The organism is Pseudomonas sp. MB-090624 (genome assembly GCF_003205245.1).
In the GTDB taxonomy this organism is placed as follows: domain Bacteria; phylum Pseudomonadota; class Gammaproteobacteria; order Pseudomonadales; family Pseudomonadaceae; genus Aquipseudomonas; species Aquipseudomonas juntendi.
In genome coordinates, this window is the sequence record NZ_QJRK01000003.1 from 82,523 (window position 1) to 100,163 (window position 17,641).

Annotated in this window: 17 protein-coding genes; 6 read left to right on the forward strand and 11 right to left on the reverse strand. The window is 64.5% G+C overall.

Features of this window, described 5'->3' with window-relative positions:
- Nucleotides 1-8 precede the first annotated feature (8 nt).
- The 10 genes from kdpA to DMX12_RS02665 all read right to left on the reverse strand — a co-directional run bounded on the left by kdpA (nt 9) and on the right by DMX12_RS02665 (nt 8,036).
- Nucleotides 9-1,703, reverse strand: coding sequence for a potassium-transporting ATPase subunit KdpA (kdpA, locus tag DMX12_RS02620; protein ID WP_110676110.1), 1,695 nt, complete (start codon nt 1,701-1,703; stop codon nt 9-11).
- A gap of 9 nt (nt 1,704-1,712) precedes the next feature.
- Nucleotides 1,713-1,802, reverse strand: coding sequence for a K(+)-transporting ATPase subunit F (gene kdpF / locus DMX12_RS02625; protein WP_033690477.1), 90 nt, complete (start codon nt 1,800-1,802; stop codon nt 1,713-1,715).
- Nucleotides 1,803-1,977: 175 nt separating this feature from the next.
- Nucleotides 1,978-3,030 (reverse strand): AI-2E family transporter, encoded by a 1,053-nt coding sequence (locus DMX12_RS02630; RefSeq protein ID WP_054904242.1) that lies wholly within the window; start codon nt 3,028-3,030, stop codon nt 1,978-1,980.
- Between the two features lie 12 nt (nt 3,031-3,042).
- Nucleotides 3,043-3,837 carry a DUF4892 domain-containing protein gene (locus DMX12_RS02635; protein WP_110676112.1) on the reverse strand — a complete coding sequence of 265 codons (795 nt, stop codon included), beginning with the start codon at nt 3,835-3,837 and terminating at the stop codon, nt 3,043-3,045.
- A 108-nt stretch (nt 3,838-3,945) separates the two neighbouring features.
- Nucleotides 3,946-4,800, reverse strand: coding sequence for an alpha/beta hydrolase (locus DMX12_RS02640; protein ID WP_009683168.1), 855 nt, complete (start codon nt 4,798-4,800; stop codon nt 3,946-3,948).
- A complete protein-coding gene (locus tag DMX12_RS02645) occupies nt 4,797-5,585 on the reverse strand; it encodes an alpha/beta fold hydrolase (RefSeq protein ID WP_110676114.1) in 789 nt (262 codons plus the stop codon). Before DMX12_RS02645 ends, DMX12_RS02640 begins: the two co-directional genes overlap by 4 nt.
- Nucleotides 5,586-5,656: 71 nt before the next feature.
- A complete protein-coding gene (locus tag DMX12_RS02650) occupies nt 5,657-6,052 on the reverse strand; it encodes a hypothetical protein (protein WP_110676169.1) in 396 nt (131 codons plus the stop codon).
- Between the two features lie 131 nt (nt 6,053-6,183).
- The gene (gene sixA / locus DMX12_RS02655; protein WP_110676116.1) at nt 6,184-6,642 is read right to left on the reverse strand and encodes a phosphohistidine phosphatase SixA; all 459 of its coding nucleotides are present in this window, start codon (nt 6,640-6,642) and stop codon (nt 6,184-6,186) included.
- On the reverse strand, nt 6,639-6,986 hold the full coding sequence (locus tag DMX12_RS02660) for a DUF4389 domain-containing protein (RefSeq protein WP_029887739.1): 348 nt from the start codon (nt 6,984-6,986) through the stop codon (nt 6,639-6,641). The genes sixA and DMX12_RS02660 overlap by 4 nt, the downstream gene beginning before the upstream one ends.
- 24 nt (nt 6,987-7,010) lie before the next feature.
- A complete protein-coding gene (locus tag DMX12_RS02665) occupies nt 7,011-8,036 on the reverse strand; it encodes an NAD(P)H-dependent glycerol-3-phosphate dehydrogenase (protein ID WP_110676118.1) in 1,026 nt (341 codons plus the stop codon).
- A 157-nt stretch (nt 8,037-8,193) separates the two neighbouring features.
- Between DMX12_RS02665 and DMX12_RS02670 the strand changes: the two genes are divergently transcribed.
- From DMX12_RS02670 to fabB, 5 genes are all read left to right on the forward strand, one after another.
- A complete protein-coding gene (locus DMX12_RS02670) occupies nt 8,194-10,341 on the forward strand; it encodes a TonB-dependent siderophore receptor (RefSeq protein WP_174824168.1) in 2,148 nt (715 codons plus the stop codon).
- Entirely contained in the window at nt 10,341-11,231 is an 891-nt protein-coding gene (locus tag DMX12_RS02675) for an ABC transporter substrate-binding protein (protein WP_110676122.1), read from the forward strand. The genes DMX12_RS02670 and DMX12_RS02675 overlap by 1 nt, the downstream gene beginning before the upstream one ends.
- Nucleotides 11,228-13,162: an ATP-binding protein gene (locus DMX12_RS02680; RefSeq protein WP_110676123.1), complete on the forward strand. Its 1,935-nt coding sequence runs from the start codon at nt 11,228-11,230 to the stop codon at nt 13,160-13,162. Before DMX12_RS02675 ends, DMX12_RS02680 begins: the two co-directional genes overlap by 4 nt.
- Before the next feature lie 208 nt (nt 13,163-13,370).
- A complete protein-coding gene (gene fabA / locus DMX12_RS02685; protein WP_008089108.1) occupies nt 13,371-13,886 on the forward strand; it encodes a 3-hydroxyacyl-[acyl-carrier-protein] dehydratase FabA in 516 nt (171 codons plus the stop codon).
- Between the two features lie 11 nt (nt 13,887-13,897).
- Nucleotides 13,898-15,118 carry a beta-ketoacyl-ACP synthase I gene (gene fabB, locus DMX12_RS02690; protein ID WP_029887743.1) on the forward strand — a complete coding sequence of 407 codons (1,221 nt, stop codon included), beginning with the start codon at nt 13,898-13,900 and terminating at the stop codon, nt 15,116-15,118.
- A gap of 498 nt (nt 15,119-15,616) precedes the next feature.
- Here the strand turns inward: fabB and DMX12_RS02695 are convergent, their stop codons facing one another.
- Nucleotides 15,617-16,621: an amidohydrolase family protein gene (locus DMX12_RS02695; RefSeq protein ID WP_047149581.1), complete on the reverse strand. Its 1,005-nt coding sequence runs from the start codon at nt 16,619-16,621 to the stop codon at nt 15,617-15,619.
- Between the two features lie 117 nt (nt 16,622-16,738).
- Here DMX12_RS02695 and DMX12_RS02700 point away from each other — a divergent pair, with 117 nt between their 5' ends.
- Nucleotides 16,739-17,602 carry a pirin family protein gene (locus DMX12_RS02700; protein WP_110676125.1) on the forward strand — a complete coding sequence of 288 codons (864 nt, stop codon included), beginning with the start codon at nt 16,739-16,741 and terminating at the stop codon, nt 17,600-17,602.
- The last annotated feature ends 39 nt before the right edge of the window (nt 17,603-17,641 follow it).

The following is a 17,641-nucleotide window of genomic DNA, read 5'->3' on the forward strand; positions in this document are numbered from 1 at the left end:
GTCGATCCTCAAAAACCCAGGCTCAAATGTTCGGCGATCGGCCCAAGGGCCAAGGTCGGCAGAAACGTCAGGCCACCGACCAGCAGGATGGTCACCAGCAGCAGGCCGGTGAACAGCGGGCCGTGGGTGGGGAAGCTGTTGCCCCCAAGGGGCGCGGCCTTCTTGGCCGCCAGGCTGCCGGCCAAAGCCAGTACCGGCAGGATGTAGCCGAAGCGGCCGATCAGCATGGCCAGGCCGATCATCAGGTTGTGGTACACCGTGTTGGCACCGAACCCGGCGAACGCCGAGCCGTTGTTGGCGGCACCCGAGGTGTAGGCGTACAGCAGTTGGCTGAAACCATGCGCCCCCGGGTTGCTGACCGCCCCTGCCGGGCCCGGCAGGCTGGCAGCGATGGCGCCAAGCACCAGCACACCCAGCGGCATCACCAGCAGCGTGGCCACCAGCAACTGCACCTCACGTGCCTGCAGCTTCTTGCCCAGGTACTCCGGCGTACGACCAATCATCAGCCCGGCCAGGAACACGGCGATCAACACGAACAGCAACATGCCGTACAGCCCCGCGCCGACGCCGCCAAAAATCACCTCACCGACCATCATGTTGACCATCGCCACCATGCCAGTCAGCGGGTTGAGGCTGTCGTGCATGGCATTGACCGAGCCATTGGATGCGGCAGTGGTGGTCACGGTCCACAGCACCGAAGCGGTAGTCCCGAAGCGGCTTTCCTTGCCTTCCATGGGGCCGCTCTGCTGGACCTGTTCGCCTGCAAGCACCGGGTTGGGCTGGTGCTCGGCCCACAGCGCCGTGCTGCCGCCAATCAGGAACAATGCGAGCATGCAGGCAAGGATGGCGCGGCTCTGGCGCAGGTCCTTGACGTAGTGGCCGAAGGTGAACACCAGGGCCGCCGGAATGAGGATGATCGATGCCACCTCGAACAGGTTGCTCCAGGCCGTGGGGTTCTCGAACGGGTGCGCCGAGTTCACGCCGAAAAAACCGCCGCCGTTGGTGCCCAGCTGCTTGATGGCGATCTGGCTGGCGGCCGGGCCCAACGGGATGCTCTGGTCGGCACCTTGCAGGGTCAACGCGTGGGCATAGTCGGCAAAGGTCTGCGGCACGCCCTGCCATACCAGCAGCAGCGCCAGCAACAGGCACAGCGGCAGCAAGCCGTAAAGGGTGGCGCGGGTCATGTCGGCCCAGAAGTTACCCAGCGTTGCGCTGCTACGCCGGGCAATACCGCGGCACAGCGCGACCAGCACGGCCAGGCCCGTGGCGGCGCTGACGAAGTTCTGCACCGTCAGGCCAAGCATCTGGCTCAGGTAGTTGACCGACGCCTCGCCGCTGTAAGCCTGCCAGTTGGTATTGGTGACGAAGCTGACGGCGGTATTGAATGCCAGCGACCATTCCTGGCCAGGCAGGTGCTGCGGGTTGAGGGGCAGGTAGCCCTGCAACAGCAATACCGTGAACAAAAGCAGGAAGCCGGCCAGGTTGAAGCTCAGCAACGCCAGGGTGTACTGGCGCCAGTTTTGCTCTTGGCGCGCGTCTACCCCTGCCAGCCGGTAGCAAGCCTGCTCGACCGGGCCGAGTACGGGTGACAGCCAGGTGCGCTGGCCTTCCATGACCTTGAAATAGAAACGCCCTAGCCAGGGTGCCGGCAGTAGCACCAGGGCGAAGAATGCCAGGAGCAAGGCGTAGTCGTAACTGTGCATGGCCGCTCCTTAGCCGCGATCGGCGCGCAAAAGCGCCACCAGCAGATAAAACGCCAAGGCCACTGCCAGTAGCAGTGACAGCCCGTCGAGCATGTTCATGTGTGGTTCTCCCCGAGATGCGGCTTGGGCCGCTTTGGGGAATTGTCCGAGGAAGGGGTGTAAAGGAACGAGATGGAGGGGCAGCGAGGGGTATAAAGAATGCGTAAAGATCAGGGTGTCGAGGCAGCGGCGCGGCCCGCTTCGCGCAAGCCTGCGCGAAGCGGGCCCGTACAGGCTAGTGCTGGGGCGGTTGCTCTACGGCGTTACGGCTCCAGTCCAGCAACAGGCTGTAGCCGACCGCCAGCAAGGTAGGCCCGATGAACAGGCCAATGAAGCCGAACGCCAGCAGGCCGCCGAACACGCCCAGCAGTACGATGACCAGCGGCAGGTTGCCGCCCCGGCTGATCAGGTAGGGCTTGAGCACGTTGTCCACGCCACTGATGACGAACGTGCCCCAGATACCGAGGAACACCGCCATGCCGTACTCGCCCTTCCACACCAGCCAGGCGGTGGCCGGGATCCAGGCCAGTGGCGGCCCCATGGGAATCAGGCTGAGCATGAAGGTCACCAGGCCGAGCACAATGGCCCCCGGCACGCCGGCGATCAGAAAACCGATCAACGCCAACAGCGCTTGCGCCGCGGCGGTACCAATCACCCCGTTGACCACACGCTGCACGGTGGCGGCCACCAGCTCCAGGTAGTACGCGGCACGCTCGCCCATCAAGCGGTGCAGCAGGCGCAGCACGAACGCCGACAAACGCGGCCCGTCACGGTAGAAGAAGAACACGAACACCAGGCTGAGTGTGAGTTCCAGCACGCCGCTGCCGATTTGCGCGCTGCGCGCCAGCAACCAGTTGCCAACCTGCCCCAGGTGCGGTTTGACCGAGGCCAGCAAGGCTGCCCCCTGCTGGTCCAGCGACTGCCACCAGCTGACCAGGCGCTCGCCCACGAACGGCAAGCCCCCCAGCCAGGCCGGGGCATCTGGCAGGCCGTCGACCTGCACGTCACGGACGAACGCGGTGGCATCACGGATGTGGTCGGCCAGGTTGAAACCCAGCCACACCAGCGGTAGCGCCACGATCAGGATCCAGGCCATGGTCAGCAGGCTGGCCGCCAGGGTCTCGCGCCCCCCCAGCACCCGTGTGAGCAGGCGCATCAACGGCCAGCTGGCAAAGGCCAGGATAGCGCCCCACAGCAATGCCGATATGAACGGCGCCATGACCCAAAGGCCGGCCCCCAGCAACGCCAGCAGCAGAATCTGGACCAGCAGGCGATCATTGTTGACCATCGCAGCACCCGCTCAACGAATCAGTTCAAGGTGCAAGCCAGTGGTGGGCGCAGTGCCCACTTCAAGGCGACCGTTGCGCACCCCGGCCTTGATCAGCGCCTCGCGCCAGGCTTCGGCCTGAACGCCGCTGAGGCTGGCACGCAGGGTACTGTCGAGGTTCAGGCTGCGTGCCAGCAGGTTGGCCCAGGCAGGCTGGGGTGCCGCCAGGTCCGGGTAGTCGAGCTTGCCGGTATCGCGCATTTCACGCAGCACCGTGGCCGCCGTGGGCAGCAAGTCGCCCAACGGGCTGTCGGCGACGAACTCTTCCACATGCAAATACGCACGGCGGTTGCCGCGGGTAACGCTGTACAACGCAACCAGGGTGTCGGCCTGTTCTGCCGAACGGCGCAGCAGAATGAACGCCTGTTGTTCGTCGCCCCCGTTGAGGCGGGCATTGGCAAACACCTCGTTGGCCCACAGGCTGGCCTCGCCGCAATCGCGGCCCTGGCACCAGAACAGCGGGTAGCCGCCGTCGCGCTGCAGCGCCTCGCGGGCGCTGGTGAAGGCTTCGCGGGCGGTGCGTTCGACCGGCAGCTCGTAGGTGACCGAGCTGACCTGGCCACGGCTTTCGACCTTGTCGTCAACCCGCAGGCGACCGCTGATCTTGCGCAATGGGCCCAGCGGGTAGACGCGCTCCTGCTCCACGGCCGGGCGCTGGTCGACCACGTTGGCGTCTGCAGGCACCGGCAGGCTGCCAGCCCACAGCAGCGGGCTGGCCAATGCCAGGCAGGCAGCTGCAACGGTGCGGATGGACAGGGGCGCGTTCATCGGCGACCCAGGCGGCGCCGTGCGCCGAGGTGAAGCTCCAGGTTGTCTGGCAATTGCATGGTTGTCTCCCTTTCAACCCGCCAAGCCTCGACACTTGTCCGGTGCAAGTCAAGCAAAGCCAAAGAAGCGATTGAAACAGTCTGCGACAAGGGCCGCGCCCTGCTCATCGTTCAAGTGCAGGTGGTGGCCACCCGGCAGTGTCATTTGCTCAAAGGGTAGCTGCTCCAGCAATGCGGTATGGCGCACCAGCATCCCGTCGGCGGCAATCACCAGTTGCGCCGGGCAATTCACCCGGCGCACGTAGGCCATGGCCTGGGCGTCGCTCAGGCGCAACGGCGAAGGCAGGGTCAGGCGGCTGTCGCTGCGCCAGCTGTAGCCCCCGGGCACCGGCATCAGCCCGCGCTGCGCCAGCAGTTCGGCCGCTTCCCGGCTTACCGCGACCATGCCCTTCATGCGCGCCTGCACACCTTGCTCGAGGGTGGTGTACACCGATTTGCGCTTGCCATCCAGGCGCAGCTGCGCCAGCAACGCCATGCCCAGGCGCTCACCGGCATCCTGCTCGGCGCCGGTGGGTGGGATAACGCCGTCGATCAAGGCCAGGTGGCTGACCCGCTCCGGCAACGCACCGGCCACTTGCACCGCAATGATGGCGCCGAGCGAATGGCCCAGCAGGGCGAAACGCTGCCAGCCCAGTTGCTCGGCAACCCGCAGTACATCGTGGGCGTAGTCGGCCAGGGCATAGCTGGCCCCTGGCGGGCGGTGCTCCGAATAGCCATGACCGGCCAGGTCCAGGGCAACGATGCGCAAGCCGCGCAACAGCGGCGCCAGGCGGGCGAAGCTGTTGGCGTTGTCCAGCCAGCCATGCAGGGCGATCACCGGCAGACCGTCCACAGGCCCGAACAGGTGTGCGGCCAGTTCGATGTGGCCCAAACTCAGGCGAACTTCCTCGACCTGCGCGCTCATGCCTGGCCCCAGCGGTCGAACAGGCCCTTGAGCAGGCTGGCGGTATCGGCAGGCCGCTCCAACGGGAACATGTGGCCCCCTGGCACACTGTGGTACTCCCCTTGCGGCATGCCACGCACCGCCAGGGCATGGTGGCGCCGGATGACCCTGCTGCGGTCACCGCGCACCATGGCCAGCGGCACCTGCAACTGTCGCGCCGGGGCGGGGCTGGTATGCGGGATACTGCGGTAGATGCTGATCTCGGTGGCCGGGTCGAAGCGCAGTTGCAGGCCTTGCTCCATCGCCTGCAGGCCATGCTCTATGTAAGCGTCCAGGCAGTCGGGGTCGAATTGGCGAAACAGGGACTTGCCGGCGAAGTACTCACGGGCACTGTCGCGGTCCGTGAAAAGCTGACGGCGCCCCAAGGTGCGCCCGGCCGGGGTGACGCGGTCGATGAAGCCGAAGCGCTTGGCGGTGCGCAGCAACCATTGGTCTGCACGGGTCAGCACCGGCGAGTCGAGCATGACTACCCCACGGTAATACTCGGGGCAGCGCAACGCCGCGTGCAGGTGCAAAACCCCACCCAGCGAATGGCCTACGCCCCACACCGGCTGCTCCTGCTGCGCCAGGTGGTGCAGCAATTCATCGACCAGGCTCTGCCAATTGTCATCCACTGGAAAGCGCGGGTCATGGCCGTGCTGAGCCAGGTGCTGGACCTGATAGTCCGGCGCCAACGCGGCGAACAGCTTGCCGTAGGTGGCCGAGGGAAAACCGTTGGCATGGGCGAAAAAGATCTGCTGCGACATGGCGCCTGATCCGGACGGGAATGATGGCCCATTGTCGGCATGGCGAGCCGGTTCGGCAATGCCCGGAAAGGTCATCGGCGGCGGCTATCAGGCCATGAAGCGTGGTCGAAACTCTCCAGTGAACGGCGAAGGCAGGCCTGCATGTAGGCCAGTTGGCTCTGCAGCGCCTCACGGGCCAGGCGCTGGTCCTGGTAATCCAGCTGCAGCCGGCGCAGGGCCAGGCAGCTGGACTGCAGCAGATGGGATACCCGCAGGCAGGCATCCTGCAGGGTCTGCAGGTCGTGCTCGCTCTGTTGCCGGGCGATCGGCCCCGGCACCGTATAACCCTCGACCTTGCGCATCAGTTGGTAGAACTTGGCGTCGGCAGCCTCGCGCAGCAGGCTGTACTGGGCGAAGTCCAGCGAAACGCCTTGGTCAACCTGGTCTATGGTGGGTTGCAGGTCCAGGGAGCACAGCAGCTCCCACATCGCACCGCTCATGCATCGCTCCCTGACTGCTGGTTTTCGGGCAACGCTATCAAGCAGTCGAGGCGCGCGACAACTGGCAAAAATGTCAGTTGCCATCTCGGAATGTGCGGGGGCCTCAGGCCCCCGCAAGCTCAGGCAGGGGCGTTGAGCGCCTTCAGGGTCATCAGCCCGGCCAGGGGCCATTCCCCTTCCAGCTGAGCCAGGCTGGCCGTGCTCATGGCCGCTGGCTGTTGCAGGTGGCCATGCTGCAGCAGCCCGACCAGGTTGCCCACCAGCGGCTGATGGCTGACCAGCAGCACATGCTGCAGCCCCAGCCGCTCGATTTCGCCGATGACCTGCTGCACATCGGCCTCTGGTGTGAGCCAAGGCACGGTGCGCAGCGGCTCGGCAAACCCCAGGGTCTCATGCACCAGCGCCGCAGTCTGCTGGGCCCGCACATAAGGGCTGGCGATGATCGCCTGCAATGGCTGCCCCAGCAGGTGGGCAGCGCTGCGCACCACCTGCTCGCGACCATGCGCAGTCAGGCGCCGTTCGGCATCGCTGTTGGCCCGCAGTTCGGCCTCACCGTGGCGCAGTACCCACAGTTTCACAGCTTGGGCTCCTCGTCACGCACAGGGTGCGGGGCCGGGGCTACGGCGTGCGGCGCCTCGCCTTCCGGCGCACGCGCTGCTGGCCAATCGGCGAACGGCCAGGGTTTCTGGTCGGTATGGAAAGTGCCGAAACGGCCGATCTGCGCCAGGTACTGGCTCAGGCTGTCGCCGAAATTCATCAGGCTGGCGCTGGGTGCGCCATACACCAGGCGGTAGACCAGTTGCACCAGCACCAGGCCGCCCAACAGCAATTCAGCCAGTTGCCAAACCACCAGGAACACCAGCATCCACAGCACCCGCAGGATGATCGACTCGCGCTGGGCGCGCTCCGGGGTATCGTTCATGTACCGCTCCTTGCTCTGTTCGGCTCAGTTGAAGCCGCTGATGGAAATGAAATCGACGTCGGTCTTGGGCTCGGCACGCATCAGGTGCTCGATGACCTGGTTCAGCGTGCGGCCCTCGAACAGAATGGCATGCAGGCCCGCCACCAGCGGCATGTACACCTGCACCTCCTGGGCCTTGGCCTTGAGCACCTTGAGCGTGTTGACGCCTTCGGCCACTTCGCCCAGGCGGGTGACGGCCTCCTCCAGGCTCTGGCCTAGCCCCAGTGCGAAACCCACCTGGTAGTTGCGGCTTTTGGGGGACGAACAGGTGACGATCAGGTCACCGACCCCGGCCAGGCCCAGGAAGGTCATGGGGTTGGCGCCCAGGCTGACGGCAAAGCGGGTCATTTCGGCCAGGGCACGGGTAATCAGCATGCTCTTGGTGTTTTCGCCCATGCCCAAGGCCACGGCCATGCCGGCGATGATCGCATAAACGTTCTTCAGCGCCCCGCCCAGCTCCACGCCAAAACGGTCGGCACTGGCGTAAACGCGGAAGGTACGCCCGTGCAACACCGTTTGCACCTGCTGGCACAGCGCTTCGTGTTCGCTGGCCACTACCGTGGCAGTCAACGCGTGCTCGGCAATTTCGCGGGCCAGGTTGGGCCCGGACAACACGCCGATGCGTGCCTGGGGGGCGATCTCTTCGAGGATCTGGCTCATAAGCTTGAAGCTCTGCGCCTCGATGCCCTTGGTCAGGCTGACCAGGCCCTTGCCGCGCAACAGCTCGGCATGCGGCGCCAGCACGCTGCGCAATGCGCTGGATGGCAGGGCCACGAACACCAGCTCGCTGGCTTGCAAGGTGGCCAGCAGGTCATTGACCGGTTCCACCCCGTCGTGCAGGCGAATGCCCTTGAGGTAGCGCGGGTTTTCACGATTGACACGCATGGCCTCGGCCTGGGCCGGGTCGCGCATCCATTGGCGCACCGGCACACCGTTTTCCGCCAGCAGGTTCGCCACGGCGGTGCCGAAGCTGCCGCCGCCCAGAACTGCAACAGGTTGCTGTTCAGTCATATTCAATCCGTTAAAGCCATAAATTAAGTGGCGACCGGCGCATTATAAAGCCAAGCTGCAAGCTTCGAGCTACCGGCAGCGAGAAAAGCCTGGCACGGCATGCCTGCAGCCAGAAGCTTGAGGCGGGTCACTGGCAATTGCGCCAAGGTCGGTTACCATGCCTGTTTCCATCCTGAGACAAGGCTGCTCTGTGTTCCCTGGCACGCCCCCTTTCCCGCGTCTGCTCATATTGACCGCCCTGCTCGGTAGCCCGGCCGTGGCCGAGGATCTGTTCATCGACAACACCGACCTGCCCCAGGTTCTGACCGCCACGCGCCTGAAACAGTCGCCGGCAGCGGTGCCGGGCAGCATGACCGTCATCGACAGCGAACTGATCCGCGCCAGCGGTGCCCGTGACATCCCCGAGCTGCTGCGCCTGGTACCGGGCATGATGATCGGCTACGGCGCCGGCAACCAGCCCACGGTCAACTACCATGGCAGCAACGCCAATGACGCGCGGCGCATGCAGGTGCTGATCGATGGCCGCTCGGTGTACCGTGCCGGCCTGGCCACGGTGGACTGGAGCGACATTCCCCTGGCCATGGAGGATATCGAGCGTATCGAGGTGTTCCGTGGCCCGAACACGGTCAGCTATGGCGCCAACGCGCTGATGGCCGTGGTCAACATCCTGACCCGCAACCCGGCCGACAGCCATGGCACGCGGATGAAACTGACCCGCGGCGAGGATGGCATCAACGACTATTACCTTAGCCACGGCTTCGGCTGGGAGGGCGGCGACATGCGCCTGTCGGTATCGGGCCAGCGCGACGACGGCTTCGACGAGAACCAGTTCGGCCAGGACTACCGCGACAGCCGCCGTTTGAACCGCTTCAACCTCAGCGCCAGTCATACCCTGGCCACCGACCAGACCCTGGAATGGCAACTTGCGGCCAAAGAAGGCAGCAATCAACGGCCCTACACCTACCAGCCGGTTTTCCAGCAGTACGAAGCCGGCAACAACGCCGACGTCAACGCCAAGGACTACGCCGGCTCGCTGCGCTGGACCAAGGAATTCAGCGCTGAACACAGCCTTTATGTTCAGGCCTCGGCGCAACATTTTGACCGCCAGCAAGTGTGGCGCGCCTGTGATGCGGTGCAGTCGTTCAGCCCCGAGCTGACCCAGCTCTGGCAACTGAACCCGGACTTTGCCGAAAGCGTGGCGCGCGGCATTGCCACAGGTGCCCCCCTGGCCACGAACGACCCGGCCCTGCAAGGGCTTTTGCAGAAAGTGCAGGAGCAATGGCAGAACGGCGGCAAGCAACAGGTATGCGGCGATGTTGACCAGAGTACCCGCGAAACCCGCTACGACCTGGAAATCCAGGACACCCTGAGCCTGACCGACAGCCTGCGCCTGCTCAGCGGCATGAACTACCGCTATGACCGGGCCGATTCGCAGACCTACTTCAACGGCAGCGTCGACGACCAGACCTGGCGCCTGTTCGGGCAACTGGAATGGCGCGCCGACGAGCACTGGATCCTGCAGGGCGGCGCCATGTTCGAGGACTCGCAGCTGTCCGGCAACTCGCTGACCCCGCGTGTGGCGGTCAACTACCTGATCACCCCGCGCCATGGCCTGCGTGCGGTGTATTCCGAGGCCGTGCGCTCGCCCGACATGTTCGAGAACAACGTCAACTGGAGCTACACGGTCAAGAACCTCACGCCCAATGCATTCGGCCTGCAAAACGGCGAATACTTCGTCAAGACCCGCGGCCCCGGCGACCTCGAGCAAGAGCGCATGCGCTCGCGCGAACTGGGCTACAACGGCTATTTCAGCGACATCGACCTGAGCATGGACGTGAAGCTGTTCTACGACGAGATCACCGGCATGATCAGCGAGCCGCTGCGCAACAACCAGTACATCGCCAGCAACGCCAACAAGGCCCGCTTCAGCGGCAGCGAGGCACAACTGGACTGGCGCCCGACCCTGCGCGACCGTCTGCGCCTGACCTACGCCTATGTCGATGCCTGGGCCAGCAACCCCGACGATCGCCGCCTCAGCGCCCGCAACAGCGGCTCGGCCGGGTGGATGCGCGACTGGGGCGCCGGCTGGTCGAGCGCGCTGTTCTACTACGGCGACGATGCCCTCAACGCGTACCGCTACGAGCGCCTGGACCTGCGCCTGGCCAAGCGTTTCCGGGTATATGGCAGCAACCTGGAGCTGGCGGCGTTGTGGCAACAGCGCCTGGACGATGAACCGACCACGGCAGCCCAGAACCGCTACGACAGCCGCCACCGCCTGAGCGTCAGCGCGGAGCTGGAGTTCTGATGAGCCTGCTGTTGCGCCTGCTGGTACTGTGCCTGTGGCCGCTGGGCCCATTGTCGGCCAGCGAGATCCTGCTGATCGGCGCCGAGGACCAGCCCGGCATCCGCAGCTTCGTGGCGGCGCTGGAAAACCGCAGGCCGCACGACCATGTGCACTTCCAGACCACCGCCGACTTGCCATCACCAGGCAAACTCAAGGCCGACCAGCGCCTGATCCTGCTCGACAACGCTGCCCTCGATTGGCGCCTGAGCGAAACCGTCGGGCCACCGGCCCTGGTCATGCGCGTCAGCCGGGTTCAGGCTGAGCAGCGCCTGGGAAAGTCGCGCCCGGCGTTTCTCACCTTCCTGTGGAATGACGCGCCACCGGCCCGTCAGTTGCGCCTGGCGCGTTACTTGCTGCCCCAGGCACGGCGTATCGGCGTGCTGTACGGCCAGCACAGCGGGTTTCTGCTCGAGGAACTGCGCCATGCGGCACGGCCGCTGGGCCTGGAAATCGTGGCCCAGGACTGGTCCGACCCGCGCGACAACCGGCCATTGCAGCACCTGCTGGGCAACAGCGATGTCCTGCTGGGGCTGGACGACCCTGACCTGTACAACTCCAAGACGGCGAAGAACCTGCTGCTGAGCAGCTATGGCCGGCAGATGGCGCTGATCGGCCCCAACGCCGGTTTTGTCCGCGCCGGCGCACTGGCCAGCACCTACAGCGACCAGGACGACTGGCTGGCGGAACTCGACCAATTGCTCGACCAGCCCTCGGCGCGCTGGCCGCGCAGCCTCTACCCCAAGCGCTACAGCGTCAGCGGCAACCAGCAAGTGGCCCGGGCCCTGGGCCTTGAACCGATCGATCCGAACGCCGCCGCCCAGGTACTGGCCGAAGGAGAACCCACCCCATGAGCAGCAAACGCCTGAGTTGGGACATTCACACCCGCACCCAGATCATCAGCCTTGGCCCCGCGCTGCTGCTGACCTTGCTGCTGATCAGCTTCTTTACCTTCGTCCGTATCCAGGACCTGCGCCAGGAACTCAACCACACCGGGCAATTGATCGCCAACCAGCTGGCACCCGCGTCGGAGTACGGGGTGATTTCCGGTAACAACGAAGTGCTCGAGGGGCTCATGCGGGCCACCCTCAGCATCCCGCACGTCCGCTTCCTGGAGGTACAGGACAGCCGCAACCACATCCTGGTCTACGTGGAGCAGTCCGACGAAAGCGCCAACCGCGCGCAGCAGGTCGAAGTGTTCCAGGCGCCCATCCGCCTGCAGCAGATACGCCTGGACAACGATTTTCTGCAACAGGGCAAAGCCAACACCCCGGCCATCGGGGACGACTACCTGGGCCGGGTGATCGTCGGCATGTCCGATGACGCGTTCAGCCAGCGCCAGCAGGAAATCGTGATCAAGGCGGGCATCCTCGCGCTGTTCGCCCTGCTGTTCACCTTCTTGCTGGCTCGCCGCCTGGCCCTGAGCCTGGCCAAGCCGATCAGCGACATGGGCCACGCGGTCAAGGCCATCCAGCAAGGCAAGTACAACACCCCCTTGCCGGTGGTAGACGACAGCGAGCTGGGCCACCTGGCGCGCCACATCAACAACCTGGCCAGCGCCCTGGAGCAGGCCAGCGCTGAACAGCAACAAACCATTGCCGAGCTGATCCAGGCCCGCGAAGAGGCGGAACAGGCCAACCGTGCCAAGTCCGATTTCCTGGCGATGATGAGCCACGAGCTGCGCACCCCGATGAACGGCGTGATGGGCATGCTGCAATTGCTGGAAACCACCCCGCTCAGCAACGAACAGGCCGATTACACCGCCGTGGCCAGCGAGTCCACCGGGCACCTGCTGAAAGTCATCAACGATATTCTGGACTTCTCGCGCATCGAACGCGCCGCGCTGCAACTTGAACACATCGACTTCAACCTCGGCGAGCTGATCACCAGCAGCGTCCAGTCCTTCCAGCACAGCGCCCAGCAACGCGGCCTTGGGCTGCACCTGCAACTGCCGGCCGACATCGGCCAGTTGCAGGTGAACGGCGACCCTACGCGCATCCGCCAGATCCTGCTGAACCTGGTGGGCAACGCGCTGAAGTTCACCGAACGCGGCCAGGTGCAGGTCGAGGCCCGCTGGCAAGTGGTCGATCGGCAGTTGATCTGGCTGACCTGCAGCGTGCGTGATACCGGCATCGGTATCGACAGCGACCGCCTGGAAATGATGTTCGTCGCGTTCCAGCAAGCGGACAGCTCGATTTCCCGCCGCTATGGCGGCACCGGGCTGGGGTTGTCGATCGCCCGCACCCTGGCCGAGCGCATGGGTGGCAAGCTGCGCGGTGAGAGCCACGTGGGCCAGGGTTCAACGTTCACCCTGGAGATGCCCTTGGCCCTGGCCAGCCAGGCGCCGGCGCCACCGCCGCACCCACTCGACCCGCCGGCGGCGGCTGCCGAGCAGAAAAAGGTGCTGTTGGTCGAGGATAATGCGGTCAACCAGAGTGTCATAGAAGCCATGCTGCGCAGCCTGGGGCTGACGGTGTGCACCGCTGCAGACGGCCTCGAGGCGGTCGACCTGGTGGGCCGCCAGCGCTTTGCCGCGGTGCTGATGGACTGCCGGTTGCCGCACATGGATGGCTATGAAGCCACCCGCCGCATTCGCCAACTGGACAACGGCACAGGCCTGCCGATCATCGCCCTGACCGCCAACGCGCTCGACGGCGACCGCGAGCGATGCATGGCCGCCGGCATGGATGACTACCTGAGCAAACCCTTGCGCCGCAGCGAACTGCAGCGCGTGCTGCAACGCTGGTTACCCGGCCAGACAACCGCGACTGGCGATAAATGCTAAAGTGCGGCAGTCTTAAACACTGGACAGGACCTTCATCGGCCCTGAAAATAGACGTTTCAGTGCACACCTGTACTTCTTTCACCAGGTGCGCTGTGACTTTCACCACAACGCAATAGTCTACCTGTAGGCTACCGCCCCGAAGCCGTTGGTTATTCGGGTCGGTCGGGAAGATTCATCCCCTGCCACAGGGGGTTATTGAGGAGCTCGCATGACCAAACAACACGCCTTTACTCGGGAAGACCTGCTGCGCTGCAGTCGCGGTGAGCTGTTCGGCCCAGGTAATGCGCAACTGCCCGCGCCGAACATGCTGATGGTCGATCGCATCACCCACATCAGCGAAGAAGGCGGCAAGTACGGCAAAGGTGAGTTGGTCGCCGAGCTGGATATCACCCCGGACCTGTGGTTCTTCGCCTGCCATTTCGAAGGCGACCCGGTCATGCCGGGCTGCCTGGGCCTCGACGCCATGTGGCAGCTGGTCGGTTTCTTCCTCGGTTGGCAGGGCCTGCCAGGCCGCGGCCGCGCTCTGGGTTCGGGCGAAGTGAAGTTCTTCGGCCAGGTTTTGCCTACCGCCAAGAAAGTCACCTACAACATCCACATCAAACGCGTCCTGAAGGGCAAGCTGAACATGGCCATCGCCGATGGCTCGGTCAGCGTTGACGGCCGCGAGATCTACACCGCCGAAGGCCTGCGGGTCGGCGTGTTCACCTCCACTGACAATTTCTAAGGGTTATTCGCATGCGCCGCGTCGTTATCACTGGTCTGGGCATCGTTTCGTGCCTGGGCAATGACAAAGCTACCGTCACCGAAAACCTGCGCAACAGCCGTCCGGGTATCCGTTACAACCCGGAATACAAGGAAATGGGGCTGCGTAGCCAGGTTTCCGGGTCCATCGACCTCAACCTCGAAGAACTGATCGACCGCAAGGTCTACCGCTTCGTGGGCCACGCGGCTGCCTACGCCTACCTGGCCATGCAGGACGCGATCAAGGATTCCGGCCTGACCGAAGAGCAGGTGTCCAACCCGCGTACCGGCCTGGTGGCTGGCTCCGGCGGCGCCTCGACCCTGAACCAGATGGAAGCGCTGGACACCCTGCGCGAGAAAGGCGTCAAGCGCGTCGGCCCATACCGTGTCACGCGCACCATGGGCAGCACCGTTTCGGCATGCCTGGCTACGCCGTTCAAGATCAAGGGCATCAACTACTCGATCTCGTCGGCCTGCGCCACTTCGGCTCACTGCATCGGTACCGCACTGGAGCAGATCCAGTGGGGCAAGCAGGACATCGTCTTTGCCGGCGGCGGTGAAGAAGAGCACTGGAGCCAGTCGTTCCTGTTCGATGCCATGGGCGCCCTGTCGACCAAGCGCAACGAAACCCCGGAACTGGCCTCGCGCGCCTATGACGCAGACCGTGATGGCTTCGTCATCGCTGGCGGCGGCGGCATGGTGGTGGTCGAGGAGCTGGAACATGCCCTGGCCCGTGGCGCCAAGATCTACGCCGAAATCGTCGGCTACGGTGCGACCTCCGACGGTTACGACATGGTTGCCCCGAGTGGCGAAGGCGCTATCCGCTGCATGCAGCAGGCGCTGTCCACCGTCGACACCCCGATCGATTACCTGAACACCCACGGCACCTCGACCCCGGTCGGTGACGTTGCCGAGATGAAAGGCGTTCGCGAGGTATTCAAGGACAAGGCGCCGAAGATCAGCTCGACCAAGAGCCTGTCGGGCCACTCGCTGGGCGCCGCGGGCGTGCACGAGGCGATCTACTGCCTGCTGATGATGGAAAACAACTTCATCGCCGGCTCTGCCAATATCGACGAGCTGGACCCGGAAGTGGCCGACCTGCCGATCCTGCGCAAAACCGAAGAAAACGCCAAGATCGACACGGTCATGAGCAACAGCTTCGGCTTCGGCGGCACCAACGCCACCCTGGTGCTCAAGCGCTGGGAAGGCAAGTAAGGCGCCCTGGCAGTAATCAGAAACGCCCCGACTGGTTCGGGGCGTTTTCTTTTGTGTCGCCTGTACTGGCCCTGTCGCAGGCAAGCCCACAGGATCAGCACAGGGCCTGAGTGCTGCGCTGTACCTGTGGGAGAATGGTTTCTGGCAAGGGTATCCGCAGCATCTTCAGCGCCTGTGAGATCGAGCGCCGCCCGCGCGGCGCATCGCGAGCTGCGCTCGCTCCTACGTTTGTTTCGGGCCAGTAACCCCTGTGCCAGATGCGCGCGGCCGCCTTGTTCGTACGACGCGATTTTGAGGCATGCGCCAAGGCGTTCGCGCGCAAATCCCACAGGAATAATCGGCCCGAAACAAACGTAGGAGCGAGCGCAGCTCGCGATGCGCCGCGCGGGCGGCGCTCGCTCTAACAGGCGCTGCATACCTTGTGGCAAACACCTGTCAGCCCTGATGCGATCCCTGTTGGAGCTGGCTTGCCTGCGATAGGTCAGTACTGGTAAACCCTTACTTCTGCCTGGGCAACACAGCCAGGAAGTTCTCCTTGGCTACCTTGTTCGCCACCCCCTCCGGCAACGCATCCAGAAACGGCTTGAACCCGTGCATCTGCTCGCCCAGGCTGCCAAACTGCCCCACCACATCCGACCCCAGCATGAACCGCTCCGGGTACTTCTCGACCAACGCCAGCCATTCCTTGCGCGGCACACCCTTGTCATCCAGCAGATACGGCTGCAGCACACTCCACGACAAATCGACATACAGGTTCGGGTAATCCTCCAGCAACCGCGTCAGCACTGGCAGTAAAAAGTCCATCTGCGTCTGATGCCGGTGTATCTCCATGCTGCTGCCAGCATGGGCCCAGATGAACCGGGTGTGCGGGTGATTGCGTAGCGGCTCTTCGATTTCTGCCAGGTACAGCGGGTTGCGCTCGCGCTTGGAGGTGATGTTGGAGTGCAGCAGCACTGGCAGGTCGCGCTCAGCGGCCAGGTGATAGATCCGGGTCATGGCTTCGTTGTTGGCGCGCGGCGTTTCGCCACTGGTCAACGCAGTCAGGTCGTCATGGCGGGTAAACACCTCCCCGATGCCCTGCCATAGCCCCGGGTACAGATCGAGCATACGCTCGATATGGCTTACGGCGTTCTTGTCCACCGGGTTGAACCCGCTCAGGAACGGGTGGAAGCGTTTACGCTGCTGCGGTGGCAACTGCTGGAGCGCGGCCGCCACATAGGTGTCGGTGGCACTGTACCAGTAAGCATCGGCATCATCACCGGCGTAGTAACGCGGGCGCTTGGGCTCGTCTTCGTGCCACTTCTTGGCCACCGGAATGCCGGAAATCATCGACTGGTCAACGCCTGCCGCATCCATCGCCTTGAGCAATGCCGGCATCCCTTCGCTTTCCTGGAAGAAATCCACATAGTGCAGGTGGGCGTCACTGTAGCGGTAGTCACGCGCCTGTACCGCTTGGCACAAGCAAGCGGACAGTAACGCGCAGGCCAGCGCTTTGGCATTCATGGGCAGCTCCCTTCTCCTGGTATCAGACAAGGTAGACCGGCCGGTGCAGAAGACGGTTCAGGCACAGCAGGCAAACCGTTATGCTTGGGCATTGCCCCCTTGCCTGGAGCCCTTCTCATGAGCAGCACGCTGATCATTCGCCCCCGTGCAGAGTCGGTCGAGGGCCAGCCGATTCTGCGCCCGCTGCCAGCGGCGCAGTGCCGCAGTGTCGGCCCGTTCGTATTCTTCGATCACATGCTGAAAACCGCCTACGCCCCCGGGCGCGGCATGGACATCCGCCAACACCCGCACATCGGCCTTTCAACCCTGACTTACCTGTTCGAAGGGGCAATTCAGCACAAGGACAGCCTGGGCTCGGACCAGTTGGTGCTGCCCGGCGACGTCAGCTGGATGACGGCCGGTCGCGGCGTGGCGCACGTCGAGCGCACCCCTGCTGACGCCTTGGCCAAAGGGTCAAGCCTGCACGGCTTGCAGGTTTGGCTGGCCTCGCCACGTGAGCATGAACAAGGCGCGCCCAGCTACAGCCATCATCCTGCGGCCAGCCTGCCGGTCAGCGACAGCCTGGGGGTGCGCATCTGCATGATTGCCGGCACCGGGTTCTGCCTGGCGTCACCGGTGCCGGTGCTGACCCCTACCCTCTATGCCCAGGTGCAGATGCAACCGGCGACTACCTTGCAGGTGCCGAACGAGCACGTGGAGCGGGCGCTGTACCTGTTGGAGGGCGAACTGCAGATGAACAGCGAGGATGTGGCGCCGTGCAGCCTGGTGGTGCTGCCGGAGGGCGAAGAGGTGACGCTGTGTGCGCAAGGTGAATGCCAGCTGGTACTGATTGGCGGCGCGCCGCTGGATGGGCCGCGGCGGATGAACTGGAACTTTGTCGCCAGTGACCCGGCGCTGATCGAGCAGGCCAGGGCCAGATGGGCTGCGGGGGATTGGCCGGTCGTGCCGGGGGAGAGCTCGAGGATCGAGTTGCCTCGCTGATTGGGGCGGCTTTGCGCTCCTTCGCGGGCTTGCCCGCTC

Coding starts and splice junctions, on each gene's coding strand:
- kdpA (WP_110676110.1), bottom strand. CDS start 1,703: ATGCACAGTTACGACTACGCCTTGCTCCTGGCATTCTTCGCCCTGGTG.
- kdpF (WP_033690477.1), bottom strand. CDS start 1,802: ATGAACATGCTCGACGGGCTGTCACTGCTACTGGCAGTGGCCTTGGCG.
- DMX12_RS02630 (WP_054904242.1), bottom strand. CDS start 3,030: ATGGTCAACAATGATCGCCTGCTGGTCCAGATTCTGCTGCTGGCGTTG.
- DMX12_RS02635 (WP_110676112.1), bottom strand. CDS start 3,837: ATGAACGCGCCCCTGTCCATCCGCACCGTTGCAGCTGCCTGCCTGGCA.
- DMX12_RS02640 (WP_009683168.1), bottom strand. CDS start 4,800: ATGAGCGCGCAGGTCGAGGAAGTTCGCCTGAGTTTGGGCCACATCGAA.
- DMX12_RS02645 (WP_110676114.1), bottom strand. CDS start 5,585: ATGTCGCAGCAGATCTTTTTCGCCCATGCCAACGGTTTTCCCTCGGCC.
- DMX12_RS02650 (WP_110676169.1), bottom strand. CDS start 6,052: ATGTGGGAGCTGCTGTGCTCCCTGGACCTGCAACCCACCATAGACCAG.
- DMX12_RS02660 (WP_029887739.1), bottom strand. CDS start 6,986: ATGAACGATACCCCGGAGCGCGCCCAGCGCGAGTCGATCATCCTGCGG.
- DMX12_RS02665 (WP_110676118.1), bottom strand. CDS start 8,036: ATGACTGAACAGCAACCTGTTGCAGTTCTGGGCGGCGGCAGCTTCGGC.
- DMX12_RS02670 (WP_174824168.1), top strand. CDS start 8,194: ATGCCTGTTTCCATCCTGAGACAAGGCTGCTCTGTGTTCCCTGGCACG.
- DMX12_RS02675 (WP_110676122.1), top strand. CDS start 10,341: ATGAGCCTGCTGTTGCGCCTGCTGGTACTGTGCCTGTGGCCGCTGGGC.
- DMX12_RS02680 (WP_110676123.1), top strand. CDS start 11,228: ATGAGCAGCAAACGCCTGAGTTGGGACATTCACACCCGCACCCAGATC.
- fabA (WP_008089108.1), top strand. CDS start 13,371: ATGACCAAACAACACGCCTTTACTCGGGAAGACCTGCTGCGCTGCAGT.
- fabB (WP_029887743.1), top strand. CDS start 13,898: ATGCGCCGCGTCGTTATCACTGGTCTGGGCATCGTTTCGTGCCTGGGC.
- DMX12_RS02695 (WP_047149581.1), bottom strand. CDS start 16,621: ATGAATGCCAAAGCGCTGGCCTGCGCGTTACTGTCCGCTTGCTTGTGC.
- DMX12_RS02700 (WP_110676125.1), top strand. CDS start 16,739: ATGAGCAGCACGCTGATCATTCGCCCCCGTGCAGAGTCGGTCGAGGGC.